The sequence below is a fragment of the Fulvivirga sp. M361 genome (genome assembly GCF_007097395.1).
Taxonomy (GTDB): Bacteria; Bacteroidota; Bacteroidia; order Cytophagales; family Cyclobacteriaceae; genus Fulvivirga.
Genome location: NZ_VKDC01000029.1, coordinates 1 through 13,570 on the forward strand (window position 1 = coordinate 1; position 13,570 = coordinate 13,570).

Consider the following 13,570-nt stretch of genomic DNA (forward strand, 5'->3'; position numbering starts at 1 on the left):
TTCAGCGACACGCGTGCCACTTGCTTCGCTTCCGGGCACGACCCCAGCGCGTACGGGACTTTCACCCTTTGGAACGCTCAACTTCATGAGCTATATTCACCATTCAAGGCACACACAAACACTAAAATGAATATGCGAACTTAGCCCTGTGTTATGGGAATGCGAATAGGAAACTTAACTGCTTCTAGCAAGTGGGGCGAATACTCATTTTAGTTGGACGTTTCATGCCGTGACGCAGACCCACCGCACATTTTAGCACATTTGGTTTTTGCCACCGCACAAATCCCACCCAAAAAAACCAAAAGAGCTAAAAATACCTCCCCTCATTCCAGCAACAGGCAAAAGAGCTTAAACTGATTTATAACTTGCAAGAATTCAGACAAAAACCTTTATTACTGAAAATGGAATCAGGTAAACCCACAGACGAACAGCTTGAACTCTACAAGTCCCTTTTCAAAGTTAGGGAAGATGTATTTGCTATTCGATGGGAAAAAGGCAACAAGAAAGGATACTTCCCAGCTTATCATTTTGATCCGTACATGTACAAGTTGCACAAAATGAAAGGCGGTACTTTTGGCAACTACACCGATAAGACTCTGCTACAACTTGACGATTCACAACTTATCAAGCACTTTTTGGGAGAACAACATATTGGAGGATATCCATTGTTGGAAGATAACTCCAGTTGGTTCATTGCTGCTGATTTTGATGGATCAAAATGGAAAGAGGAAAGTTTAAAGTTCCTTGAAGAATGTAATAAAAATAATATTCATACTTATCTGGAAAGATCTCAATCCGGTAATGGTTCGCATGTTTGGATTTTCTTTGACCAGAGCTACCCTGCAATCAGGAGTAGAAAAGTAATCACTCAATTACTACAAGAAATTGGCATATTTAGCGTTTTTGACAAAACATCCAGCTTTGACCGCTTATTTCCAAATCAAGATTTTCATTCGGGGAAAGGACTAGGTAACTTGATTGCCCTGCCACTGCATGGTAAGTCAAGACAAAAAGGTAATAGTTGCTTTATTGATCCTCAAACCTTTGAGCCCTTTGAAAATCAATGGAAGTTTCTAACCAAACTAAAAAAGGTGGATACCTCAGTGCTTGATTCTATTTATAAAATTCAAAGACAAATAAAACCCAATACCGGTTCTTCCATCCCATCTTCTAGCCAGTTAGAAATCAATTTGGACAACCAACTTCACCTGAAAAGGACTTCTCTAAAACCTGAGGTAACTTCTTTTCTTAAGGACGAACTGAATATTGCCAATTCGGAATTTTTCATCAAAAAGAAATCCGGAAGGAACACATGGGACACGAAGCGTTATTTCAAACTAATTGAAGACCAGGAATTCGAGGTAATTATCCCAAGAGGATTTACAGGAAGACTGATCAAATACCTTAGGTCGAACAATATTGATTATCAATTGGATGATTTGAGGAAGAAAAGACAAAACATAATTTTTCAATCAAACATACACTTACTGAAGCATCAGGATTTAGCCATTGAGTCTGTGCAGAAGAAGGATTTTGGCATCATCGTGGCTCCTCCCGGCTCCGGCAAGACCGTCATTGGGTTGAAGATAATTGCTGAAAAGCAACAACCTGCGCTTATTGTAGTTCACCGGAAACAACTTGCTGATCAATGGGTGGAGCGGATACAGGCATTTCTTAACATTCCAAAAGCAGAAATTGGAATCATTGGTTCAGGAAAAAACAAAGTTGGGAAACAAATAACTGTTGCCATGATCCAAAGTCTGGCAAAGAAGATTCAAAATGAGCCTGAAATTACCAATCACTTTGGAGCTCTAATAGTGGATGAATGCCATCACATCCCTTCTGAAACATTCGCAAATACAATTTCTAAACTCGACGCCTATTATCAATATGGCCTAACCGCCACTCCATTCCGAAAGTATTCGGATGGTAAATTGATTTTTATCTATCTGGGTGAAGTCATTGCTGAAATCAAACCTTCCGAAATTGAATCCTTTAAGAGGGCAAGAATCATTATTAGGGATACTGATTTTGAATTTCCATTCAATCCGAAAACTGATACCTTCGAAACACTGTCGAAAGTATTGGTGCATGACACTTCCAGAAACAAATTAATCCTAAATGACATAATTTCTGAGTTAAAAAATGGTCAAAAGTGTATCGTTATTACTGAAAGAAAGGAACATATTGAGACATTGAATCAATTGCTGAAACAGCACTATGAGTCAGTGGCCCTATCAGGAGATCATACTCAAAAGGAGCGAGATACAAAATGGAAGAGACTTAAAGAAGGTGATTATCAAGTCTTGATTACCACGGGTCAATTTTTTGGTGAAGGAACCGATTTGCAGAATGCATCAAGATTATTCCTAGCTTACCCATTCTCGTTTAAAGGAAAACTGATTCAATATATTGGAAGAGTTCAGCGATCAGAAGTAACTCCAGTTATCTATGATTACCACGATCACAAAATAGACTATCTGCATAGACTTTTCCTGAAAAGGAACGTTCACTACCGCCATTTGGATAGGCAAGCTTCATTCTTTGATGATCCTGTAGATCAAACTCCCAGTCCTAAAGACCTGATTATAGATAAGGCCATTCGGGTATCAATTGCCGATCTGGACTTTCAGTATGGACTGGTGGTATTTAAATATATGATCGGGGAATTGAAGATGGAGTTAGATTTTGAAATAGAGCATTTGAATATCCGGCCGGAATTTGACGTTCTGAAGTCCTATTTCTCAAAAATTCTAAATTCAAAAACTATCTCTATACATATTCATGCAGAATTTCAAGGTCACCTACTCGTGGCACAAAATGCTACATCAGATGATCTGCTACGAATCAACCAAGAGGTAATTGATAGTGTAAAATTTCGATTCATTGAAAAAAGGTTTCTTTCAAAGAAAATATCAGAGGATGTAAATCAAGGATTTGCAGACCTTTCTATAACCGAAGGTCTAAGTGATTTATACGGTTCTGAAGAGGAGATTCTGGAAGATATTTTGAAAAACCAACATGCAAAGCACTTTCGTCAACTCAAATATTTGGCATCCATGCACGAAAGGGATATCCTGAAATTGCGTTTTGTCCTCTCGCCATTTTCTTTCGTATTTCTGATTGCTGGAAATGAATGCTATCACCTTGTCCTCGAAACGTTGGATACAGAAGAAGCCACTTATGTCTGGCATATCAATAAGTATATCAGATTGTTAAAGAATAAACTTGGGGAAATTGACAGGGATATCGAAACCATACGAAACAAAGGCAGGCAATTCTTTCTGGAACAGGAACCAGTCGAATTTAGTAGGGTCTTGCATGATTACTCAGACGAAAGAAAGGGATTTGTGGTTTGGAAGGATCAATTGGAAGAACGGTTGGTATGAAACCATAACAAAAAACCTTATGTTTGACCAAATAGGACAAGAATTATTCTGACTAATGAATTTAGGGCAACATGTACGTCAATTAAGAGAGCAAAAGGGCTTGCTGTTGAGAGAAGTAGCAGCTCACCTGGAAATAGATACGGCCATGATCAGTAAAATAGAGCGTGGGGAAAAGTCCTGCAAGAGAGAACATATTGTAAGACTTGCTGATATACTGGATGGTTCGGAAAGTGAGCTAATATCAATCTGGCTTGCAGATAAGATATTGGAGGTTGTCCGTGGTGAAAAAGATGCTTTCAATGCCTTAGAAATTGTACAAAAAGAATTGGGCTATGGAACAAAGTAAGAATATTTTTGAGCATGGCAGCACTTGGCTAAGAGCTGATTTCCACCTTCATACAAAAGCAGATAAGGAATTCAAGTATGAAGGCGAAGAAAATGATTTCTGTAGTGAGTATGTTCAGCGTTTGACTGATCAGGAAATCGGAATTGGTGTAATCACCAATCACAATAAATTTGATAAAAGTGAATTTGTTGCCTTAAAAAAGAAAACCAGGAAAAACGGAGTTGGGTTATTCCCGGGAGTGGAATTCTCCTTAAAGGAAGGCATCCATATTCTCATTGTATTTGATGATGAATGGTATCAGGGAGAAACTGATAGCATAAGCAGGTTTTTAGAGAATGCTTTTTATGGTGTGTCAAATTACGACAGACCTAAGTATCCAAATTCAAATTTCAGCTTGAAAGAGACAGTAGAAGCTCTTGATAAAATTGGATTTGACTACTTTTTAGTGCTTGCTCACATAGATGATACGAACGGGTTATTCACAGAACTGAGGGGTCGAACACTTGAAGACTTTGTAAAACAAGAATCATTTAATAAAGTGTTAGCTGCTCAAAAAAGTGCCAAATTGGAGAACTACAATTCTCTGTGCACTTGGTTGGATTACAAAATCGCGTGTGTTGAAGGCTCCGATAATGCCCATGCAGGCATAGAAGGAATCGGTTCAAGCAAACGGGTCACTTATATGAAAGTAGGTGATTTTAGCTTTGAGGCTCTAAAATATGCATTGACCGATCACGAATACAGAGTTCGCCCGAAAGAAAAGCCTGAGGTTAAAAATTCTTACATAAAATCAATTGTCTTTGAAGGTGGACTTTTAGATGGTAAATCCATCAGTTTTTCACCAGAACTCAATAATTTTATTGGTATCCGTGGCAGTGGGAAATCATCTATCCTTGAAATTCTCAGGTATACACTTGGAATCTCTTTAAACAGTCAAACCTCTGACTACCAGTATAAAAATGGCTTAGTCGAACATGTAATTAGATCTGGGGGTAAAATCATTCTTTATCTGGTTAATGAACACGAAGAGGAATATCGGATTGAAAAGATATATGGACAGAAAGAGAACATTTATAAAAATGAGGTTTTACAACACAACATTTCAATAGATGCTTTCTTTAAAAGACCTGTTTATTTTGGTCAGAAAGACCTTTCCAATAAAGAGTCCGATTTTGAGGCTGACCTTATCCACCGTTTAATAGGGAGTAAGCTTAAATCCATAAAAGCAGAAATAAAAAACAAGCAAAATGAGATTGAGCACACAATCCTTGAAATCAATAAGCTGAAGGATTTGGCTGAAGTAAAGACATCTGCGGAAAAAACAATCATCGATAACGAGCACAAACTAAAGACTTATGCAGAACAGGGAGTAGAACAAAAACTCAAACAGCAAACAGAGTTTGAAAGTGATAAAGGTCGTTTGAAGCAGTACGAAGCAAAATTAGAATTCTTTGCGAACGACCTACAAGAGTTGGCAAGTCAGTCACTCACATTTGAATCTGAGCTAAAAGGTTCGGAACTCACCAAAGAGGAATACGATTTGGCCAATCAACTTATCAAGGATTTTATTCAGCAAACCCAAAAGCTTTCTAAAATTTCGGTTGACACAACCAAAATATATGAACGTTTCCAAGCGGTACTTTCCAAAATTCATAAGAAAGAAGAGAGTTTAAAGGAAGAATTTGCAAAGATTAAGAGAGAGATCAATTTACCTACATTAAGCCCTGATAATTTCTTAAATCTCAACAGGCAAATTCAAACTGCCAAGATGAAGCTGAAGGAAGTGGAAAAGTCTGAGGCTAAAAAGAAAATATTGAATGACACTCTTAATCAAAAGCTTACGGAGCTAAATGATCTTTGGCTTAAAGAATATCGCCAGTTGGAGGCGGAAGTGAATAAAATCAATAGCGCAGAAACTAAGCTAACCATTGAAATCAAGTTTAAAGGTAATAGAGAAAAATTCATTGATAAGCTTAAGCAGATTTCAAAAGGAGCCAATATCTACAAAACAACCTATCCCGAGATTTGTGAGAGATATGTCGATTTTGTTGAAATATTTAGAAACCCAACGCCATTGGAGGGACTATTGAACCAAAATCAATTTGTTGATTTCCAACGAAGGTTTCATGAAAATTTATCCGAACTACTAACCTATAAAGTTGAAAATGAGGTTACCATCAAATACAATGGTAAGCCTTTAAAGGATCATTCCTTAGGTCAACGTGCTTCAGCATTGATTCTGTTTTTACTGGCACAAAAGGAAAATGATGTGCTAATTATAGACCAACCAGAGGATGATTTAGATAATCAAACCATTTACCGAGATGTAATTCAGGAGATCAGGAATCTCAAGGGTGAAATGCAATTCATTTTTGCAACACACAATGCCAATATACCGGTACTAGGTGATAGTGAAAAGGTGATTGCCTGCGATTATATTGAAAACGAAGAGATTGACTTGCAAATCGGAACAATTGACGATCATCAAATTCAAAAAAGAATTGTTGATGTAATGGAGGGGGGAACCCGGGCGTTCAATCTTAGAAAACAGATTTATAACATTTGGAATGTGGAAGAGTAATGGATGCATTAGAATTATTGGATATAGTAAGCTCAGGTGAAACCAGTAAGGTTCAGTTTAAGGAAAAATTTCCTCATCAAGACTCGATTGCTGCCGAAATGGTGGCTATGTCAAACTCACTTGGAGGGAAGATACTTTTTGGAGTAGAAGACAAAACAGGTGAAATCAAAGGATTAAAGGGTGAAGAGATCAGGGACTATAGCAGTCGATTAGGAAACATTTCATCAGACCTAGTTAATCCACCTGTCAATGTCACTACAGAAGTTGTTTCAGTTGAAAATGGTGATTCAAAAAAAGTGTTAATTGCTAATATTGAAGAAGGAACAAACAAGCCCTATAAGGACAATAATGGAACAATATGGGTCAAAAAAACTTCTGACAAAAGAAAACTGACCGATAACAATGAAATACTGAGACTTTTTCAAGCGAGCAGCAATTTAATGGCAGACGAGATGCCAGTAAATCAGGCATCAATAGAAGATATCAATGAAGAAAAGTTTAAAGCCTACTTTGAAAAACTAAGGAACAGAACCATAGAGCAAGAAGGATTGAGCTATGAAAAAGCTTTACATGTGAAAAGAGTAATGCTTAAAGGGAAAATTTCTTTAGGTGGGTTACTCTTTTTTGGATCAAACCCTCAATACTTTAAAACTTCCTTTTGCATCAAGGCAATACACTTTGTTGGTAATGACTTAAGTGGCTCGGATTATAAAGACAGTATCGACATAGAAGGCACTATTCCTGAGATGTTTGATTTGGGGATGAAGTTTTTTGAAAGAAACCTAAAGCATGTGCAGGCTGGCCAAAGTTTCAACTCAATAGGTAAATTAGAGATTTCTCAAATTGCTTTGGAGGAGTTACTTCAAAATGCACTATTACATAGGGACTATTTTAAAAATGCTCCAATTCGTCTCATGATTTTTGATAACCGGGTAGAAATAGTGAGTCCGGGAAAACTGCCAAATGGATTAACGGTTGAAGAACTTCCTTATAGCAACCCCATTCCTCGCAACAATATTTTAATTGGTTACGCTAAAGATGCCATGTTATTTAGGGGATACGGAACTGGTATAAGCAGAGCATTATCTGAACAACCGAATATAGAGCTGATCAACGATATTGAAGGAGAACAATTCAAAGTTATCATTCCTCGGGAGCAGTGATGAGCCATACACATTGGCAGGTCACACAATCCAACCCTCAAACCAAAGCTGCCAAAGAGTATGGCTGCCCTCCGCACTAGGCACACGAACTAACACGAACGCAGAAACAGGATGGAGAAAAATGCACGAAAACCTAACAAACACTATCATCCATAAGCTTACTGAGCTATTTGCAAAGGCTAGTGCAATCCAATACTTTTAAAGAAATTTGATAAGTCCAGCTTACGGATGATAGTTGGACGTTATCCGCAAATCAGTAAATGAAAAGTATCTTTTGAACTCAATAATAAACAATCCGTGAAAAAATCAATCTATTACTTTTCGATTTTTACAGTTTTCTGTCTTTTGTTTATAGGTTGTAGCGAAGAAGACACTGAGCCTAACATTGTAAATTGTAGAATTCGAAATTATCAATATGACAATGGGTTTACGAGCCCAAATTCAGTGTCTGATACCAGAAGCCTTAGCTACAATTATTCAAATGATTTAGTTTCTTCAATCGATTTAAACATAAATCTATCTGGAAAAACCTATAATCTTTCTGCTCAGTTAAAATATGATGATCAAAACAGGATAGTTTCTATTAAGGCTGATGATGAAAATTATGTGGGTATTACATATGATGGTTTATCTATTGAAGTACAAACTACCAGATCACAATTATCGGATCCTATCATGGACCAATATACACTAAATGATAAAGGTCAGATAATCAAGCGGGATGGATATGTATCTGAGAGATATGAATACAATGATGAGGATCAATTGGTTCGGGTTTACTCGCTGGATAATGGCGAAGAATACTTAGCATCAGAATTTCAGTATGATAATAAGCCAAATCCCTTTGAAAGAATACCTGTTGAGATAAATTGGGCCATACCTGCTGGAGAAGATGCTCAAATTTGGTTCGATTTCTCCTTTAAAAATATGGGGCCAAACAACATTCTAAAAGCCGATTATTTTAACTCGAATGGAGATTTAAGCAACACTAATGAATATGCATTCAATTATGATTCGAATGATTATCCTATATCAAGTACCACAGGACTCAGTAGTTCAAACTATTCGTATGATAGTTGCAACTAATAATTAGCTTTAATTCACCCTGGTCTTAGGTTTAGCGCAGCGATCCTAAGACCCAAAAAAACCAATAGCGTCCGCTCGGACTACTTTAGAAAAACGTCCTCTATTATCTACAGCATTTTCCTACAGAATGGACGTTACCACACACAAGTCAGAAGTTATACCGATCAAACTAAACAACAAAAACGATTGCTAACTTACCCCCAACCTGCCTTTCGTAACTCATACAACTACTCCATTCCCAGGCTACAAGATCATCTACAAAACCAGCTTCCATTGGGTTGTTATGGATATAATCCAGCCGTTGGTCCATCATTTCGTTTGTAGACAGTTCCACAGGGTGATTATGCTGCTGCCATAATTGAAAGTCCAGGTTACGTTTGTTCTTTTTGCCGGCTCTTTCAAACATCCACAACAACCATTTTCGCCGGCTTTCCGTGGGATTTGTTTCGATACATTTCCTCAGCTGCCTGGAAGTAAAGCTTTTAAAATCACGAATGATGGTTGATAGCTCCCCATCTTCTGCTGCACTCACTATTAAGTGGACATGACTGGTCATGATACACCAGGCATGGATCATTAACCCTTTATACCGCTGACAGTAAGCCAGGCTATCCACCAGAATCTCCCTGTATTCATTCCGTATGAATAAATCGATCCAGTTAACTACTGTGAAGGTGACGAAGTAATATCCTTGTTGATCGTTGATGTTATATTTTCTTCCCATATGTCGAACGCTGTTTTCAGCGAGGTAAACCGAGCGGACGCTCTATCCGGTTATAGGTCTTAGGAGCGCTGTGCTAAACCTAAGACCAGTTGGTAAAAACTGAGAACATCCACTCGAACTAATTTAGGAGAGTACTCTACTAACCATACCTCTGGCAGACATTGATGTCACTACCTAACGTGAATCATAAAACCTACTTCCTCCCCTCCAAAACCTTCTCCAGCATAGCCACCTTCTCGCGCTCACTTTTCAGCAGGGCTTCATACAGCTTCTCATTTTTTTCCATGGCCTCTACCCATTTATCGATGGGGTTGAAGGTGCATTGATAGTATGAGCCATTTGGACCTTTATTGTTTGACCCTTCGTGATTGTGTTGAATATTGTAAACTACAGAATCCTCATCAAAACCCTTTATAGCTTCAGGATTTACTCCAAGAACGTCAGCAACCTTTTCGATAGTTTCGTCTTCAACCTCTTCGTTGCCCTCAATATTGGAAACGGTTTGTTGGGTTACACCTAGTTTTTCTGCCACAGTATCCTGCTTTACGCCCAGGATCTCACGAACGCGGCGGATGTTTCTGCCCAGGTGTTTTGGTCGGGGTGTTGTAGTACTTTCCATAGACTTAAAGTTATTAAGATTTTACACATTCCGCTCATCTCGTTTGTAAAATACAAAGGGCATTAGTAAAGTACAAACGGCCTTTGTGCCATACCATAGCCTTTTTGTGGTACTTCGGCCTTATGCAGCAGCAGTGCAATGCTACTGCCCGAATGATAACTCACTGAACATAGGATGAACTCACCGAAACTATACCACCAACTTACCAACGCCCTGCGCCAGGGCAACACCGGAAGCATTTTTAACTGGCTGCCGGAAGTACCGGATGAAAATGTGCGTGCTGCCCTGCACACGGTCATTTCCACAGACCATGAAACGTACCTTATCATCAAAAAGCTGCTGCAAACCCAATACCCGCCGCGCCTGGCGCTTCGTCACTTTTTTGACCGGCAGGGAGAAGCCCATCCAGGCCGGTTCTTCTGTTTTTCCGCACAGGGCTGCGCTCCAACCTCCGTAGCAAATGCATGTAAAACCGCGGTGGAAGCGGCCATAATGGCCCGGCTTTATGCAGCCGTCACTTACCTGTGCAGCTATGCCTTAGATCAGGGGGCGGAGTTTATCCAGGTAGGGCTGTCGTCCGTAGAGGGTGAGGTTATGCTTACCATAGATGCTGATGTGTCTTTCTTTAGCTGTATGGAGGAGGCTGAAGATGTGGCTTTGTGTATGGCCCAAAATCACATCCGCCGGATCAATGGGGTGCTGTCGGTGGAAGGTATGGGGGTAAATGCGAGGCTTTCCAGGCTTACGCTGTCTGTGGATGTGCAGTGACAGGGATGATGGATTTTGCTCTAGAAGAGTTGCAGAGGTCAGACTTCAAACTATTTTTAAGTTTGAGTAGTAGCTTTTTCTAAGGAAATAACACGCATAAGCTCCATTTAACCTTGGGTTCTTTGTCTTTTATGCATTTGAAAAATTATTCGTAACTATCGAAGCATCAGCTTTAGGTTATTATGATCTCATAGGTAGGTATACAATTCATCTACACGCATGTTTTCTCCTGTTACATTTTTCACGCTCTTCAAACTTCTCTCTACTATTGCCATTTAACATTGGCAAACAGATACGGTCAAAAGCTCATTAAAAAAAGAGTTGTTAGCCCAGACAATTAGGACCCAAACAATGGAAAGAATGCTATTTGTGATCAGGGTAGATAAAAAGCTTTTCATCGGAAATCCATAACCGCAATAATCTATGAATAAAAAGAGGCAAAAAGTACAGGAGATCGTACTTAGAATTTTCAGAGAAGTTTACGCATTCAGTCAAACAGATGAGGAGATATTGAAGACAGATCCAAATGGCTATGAAATAGATCCGGAAATGTTTTATGAACACCTGAAGAACGAGTTTAAGTTGGAACTGGATTATGAGAATAATCCTTACTTTGGCGGGCTAGGAGGAAAAATATCAAAGACAGTAAGCTTCATCACTAAGCATTGGGCTGAAGAAACCGATAAGATGGATTCTGCAGATGGCTGTTTCTTTGAGTTTTTGGATAATTACTACTCGAACCATAAAAGCATCACACGTAAAAATGTAGCAATGCATTTTAATGTGTTTTCCATGATGGCAGGCCGAAAGTGCGTCAGGGAAGTGAAAGAAAAGTTTAAACTCGCTCAAAAAAATGATGATTGGGAGAATATTCTGAAGGTAGCTGAGCGATGTGAAGACCCATTTGATTTGGAAAAACTGAAAAAGATGGCCTCGGTTATGGACTGAATGTGTTAATCACCCTGGTTTTGAAACACCCTGGTCTTAGGCTTAGCGCAGCGATCCTAAGACCCTAAAAAACCAAGAGCGTCCGCTCAGACTACTTTAGAAAAACATCCTTTATTATCTACAACGTCTACCTACAGAAAGGATATTACCAAGTACAAATCAGAAGTCATACCTATTAAACTAAACAACAAAAACGATTTCTGACTTACCCCCGTCGGCTCTTTTTTGCAAAGAGGGTCAAACGTTAATTCTACCCCTAAATAGTCAGCATGTTTAATGCGGGTTTTAGAGTTCAGATGTTTAATTTCAAAGAACATCACTTTCTTGTCTCAGGGATGGTTTTGTATGATTTATGAGGAGTTAGTCGATTGGAGTCCATAGCAAGGAGAAATGAACAGACAAATTTGTACGTTTATCGAATTATTGTTAGCGAAAGAATAAAATAGGTACAATGAGAATATTATTATTTTTCTTAACTCTTATTTCAAGTTCAACTTTATTTGGACAAAGGACTTTAGTTCCCTACAGAATAGGTGATAAATGGGGTTTAGCCAATTTCTATGAAGAATTGGTAATTGAACCAAAATATGAAGAAGTGGGCCTTTTCTCTGATCAGGTTTCTCCTACCAAAACGGATAAATCATTAGCAAGAGTAAAGTGGAACGGGTTGTATGGGTATGTGAATGAATCTGGTATTGAGGTTATTGAACCTCAATATGAAAAAGCATCTGGTTTTAATCAAGGGTATGCGTTGGTTGAAAAAGATGGGAAAAGCTTTGTGATTAATGTTCATAATGAAATTGCTAATGATTCTCTTTATAAGGCCGTAGAATTATTACCCAACTATTCAGTACTGATGCCCCTGAATGTATTACCACCTGTTGAAATGAACAGTTGGAAAAAAATATACCATGATTTAGGCTGCGAGAAAGTCCTCCCGATAAAAGGGAATACCATGGGTTTTCTTATAAAAAAGAATGAAAGGTGGGGGGTAGTACAATACGGTGAATTATGGATTCCAATGGAATACGATTCAATTCATCCGTACGCAGATAAAAGTTATGTTTTATACCGTAATGGCAAAGAAGGCCTTTGTGTCAGATTTCGGGGAGGAGTACCTCCAACGATTACAGCTACTGAATACGATGAGATAAAAATCGTAAAAAGACATGGCTATTCCGATCAACTCTATTGGTACAGGAAAGATGATTATTGGGGTTTTATAAACAGTAGATATAAATTTATTGAGCCTAAATACAGGTCGTTGAACCTGAGCAAAGAAAGAAACTTTCTATATGAGGTGACCACAAAAGATGGGGATTTCGGGTATTATTTAATGAGCCTGGATAAAGAGTATTTTGCAGATAAACAAAAACCTAAAACAGATGAATTAAGACCTTACTTTAGTGGAGCAGAAATTTATGCAGATAAATATGTCCAACAGATATTACCAGGTGTTGATGTTAGCCAATTAGTAGAAGACATGGAAGGTTGTATTCGCTCGGCCATGAATTCATCAGCTGAAAATAAAAAAGAACTCTATACTAATTTTTGTTTGGGACAAGACGTGGATATTTCCAAAATGGATAGGAATCAATTGTCTAAACTTTCAAAGAAATATCATGCAGACGATATTGTAGTGGAAAAAGCAATTAACGTATCTCCAAAATTAATTTCAGTTTGTCAGCATTTAGATACAACGTTTACGGATTTAATTGAAAAATATCCGGATTATCCTTTGTCTCAAATTGTTAAAACTTTTAAAGCTGATATAATCAATGAAACCAGCCCTGCTTTGATCAATTCAGCCATGTCGCATGTGTTTGACGATTGTGATTTTGATACAGGATTTTATCAGAAAGTAGTATTACTTTATAAATTTTACGGGTTAGTATATTTTCACCTTGTTGATAAAGGGATGATTGAGAGTCCTTTGAAAAAATAAC

The 13,570-nt window shown here is 38.2% G+C and carries 10 protein-coding genes; 8 read left to right on the forward strand and 2 right to left on the reverse strand.

Features of this window, described 5'->3' with window-relative positions; genetic code table 11:
• The first annotated feature begins 401 nt into the window (after positions 1–401).
• The 5 genes from FNH22_RS23735 to FNH22_RS23755 all read left to right on the forward strand — a co-directional run bounded on the left by FNH22_RS23735 (position 402) and on the right by FNH22_RS23755 (position 8,565).
• Positions 402–3,389: a DEAD/DEAH box helicase gene (locus tag FNH22_RS23735; protein WP_143400947.1), complete on the forward strand. Its 2,988-nt coding sequence runs from the start codon at positions 402–404 to the stop codon at positions 3,387–3,389.
• Between the two features lie 55 nt (positions 3,390–3,444).
• Complete coding sequence (locus FNH22_RS23740; RefSeq protein WP_143400948.1) at positions 3,445–3,735, forward strand: helix-turn-helix domain-containing protein; 291 nt, start codon at positions 3,445–3,447, stop codon at positions 3,733–3,735.
• Positions 3,722–6,316, forward strand: coding sequence for a TrlF family AAA-like ATPase (locus FNH22_RS23745; RefSeq protein ID WP_143400949.1), 2,595 nt, complete (start codon positions 3,722–3,724; stop codon positions 6,314–6,316). The genes FNH22_RS23740 and FNH22_RS23745 overlap by 14 nt, the downstream gene beginning before the upstream one ends.
• Complete coding sequence (locus FNH22_RS23750; RefSeq protein WP_185154383.1) at positions 6,298–7,479, forward strand: RNA-binding domain-containing protein; 1,182 nt, start codon at positions 6,298–6,300, stop codon at positions 7,477–7,479. The genes FNH22_RS23745 and FNH22_RS23750 overlap by 19 nt, the downstream gene beginning before the upstream one ends.
• A gap of 297 nt (positions 7,480–7,776) precedes the next feature.
• Positions 7,777–8,565: a hypothetical protein gene (locus tag FNH22_RS23755; protein ID WP_143400951.1), complete on the forward strand. Its 789-nt coding sequence runs from the start codon at positions 7,777–7,779 to the stop codon at positions 8,563–8,565.
• 169 nt (positions 8,566–8,734) lie between these two features.
• Here FNH22_RS23755 and FNH22_RS23760 read toward each other — a convergent pair whose 3' ends face one another.
• A complete protein-coding gene (locus tag FNH22_RS23760) occupies positions 8,735–9,289 on the reverse strand; it encodes a transposase (RefSeq protein WP_143400952.1) in 555 nt (184 codons plus the stop codon).
• 193 nt (positions 9,290–9,482) lie between these two features.
• Positions 9,483–9,908, reverse strand: coding sequence for a helix-turn-helix domain-containing protein (locus tag FNH22_RS23765; protein WP_143400953.1), 426 nt, complete (start codon positions 9,906–9,908; stop codon positions 9,483–9,485).
• A 174-nt stretch (positions 9,909–10,082) separates the two neighbouring features.
• Between FNH22_RS23765 and FNH22_RS23770 the strand changes: the two genes are divergently transcribed.
• The 3 genes from FNH22_RS23770 to FNH22_RS23780 all read left to right on the forward strand — a co-directional run bounded on the left by FNH22_RS23770 (position 10,083) and on the right by FNH22_RS23780 (position 13,569).
• A complete protein-coding gene (locus FNH22_RS23770) occupies positions 10,083–10,676 on the forward strand; it encodes a hypothetical protein (protein ID WP_143400954.1) in 594 nt (197 codons plus the stop codon).
• Between the two features lie 423 nt (positions 10,677–11,099).
• On the forward strand, positions 11,100–11,624 hold the full coding sequence (locus tag FNH22_RS23775) for a hypothetical protein (RefSeq protein ID WP_143400955.1): 525 nt from the start codon (positions 11,100–11,102) through the stop codon (positions 11,622–11,624).
• A gap of 451 nt (positions 11,625–12,075) precedes the next feature.
• Complete coding sequence (locus FNH22_RS23780; RefSeq protein ID WP_143400956.1) at positions 12,076–13,569, forward strand: WG repeat-containing protein; 1,494 nt, start codon at positions 12,076–12,078, stop codon at positions 13,567–13,569.
• The last annotated feature ends 1 nt before the right edge of the window (position 13,570 follow it).

Bases quoted from the DNA above. Each gene is read 5' to 3' on its own strand.
- FNH22_RS23770 (WP_143400954.1), top strand. From the start codon at position 10,083: ATGAACTCACCGAAACTATACCACCAACTTACCAACGCCCTGCGCCAG.
- FNH22_RS23775 (WP_143400955.1), top strand. From the start codon at position 11,100: ATGAATAAAAAGAGGCAAAAAGTACAGGAGATCGTACTTAGAATTTTC.
- FNH22_RS23740 (WP_143400948.1), top strand. From the start codon at position 3,445: ATGAATTTAGGGCAACATGTACGTCAATTAAGAGAGCAAAAGGGCTTG.
- FNH22_RS23745 (WP_143400949.1), top strand. From the start codon at position 3,722: ATGGAACAAAGTAAGAATATTTTTGAGCATGGCAGCACTTGGCTAAGA.
- FNH22_RS23780 (WP_143400956.1), top strand. From the start codon at position 12,076: ATGAGAATATTATTATTTTTCTTAACTCTTATTTCAAGTTCAACTTTA.
- FNH22_RS23760 (WP_143400952.1), bottom strand. From the start codon at position 9,289: ATGGGAAGAAAATATAACATCAACGATCAACAAGGATATTACTTCGTC.
- FNH22_RS23765 (WP_143400953.1), bottom strand. From the start codon at position 9,908: ATGGAAAGTACTACAACACCCCGACCAAAACACCTGGGCAGAAACATC.
- FNH22_RS23735 (WP_143400947.1), top strand. From the start codon at position 402: ATGGAATCAGGTAAACCCACAGACGAACAGCTTGAACTCTACAAGTCC.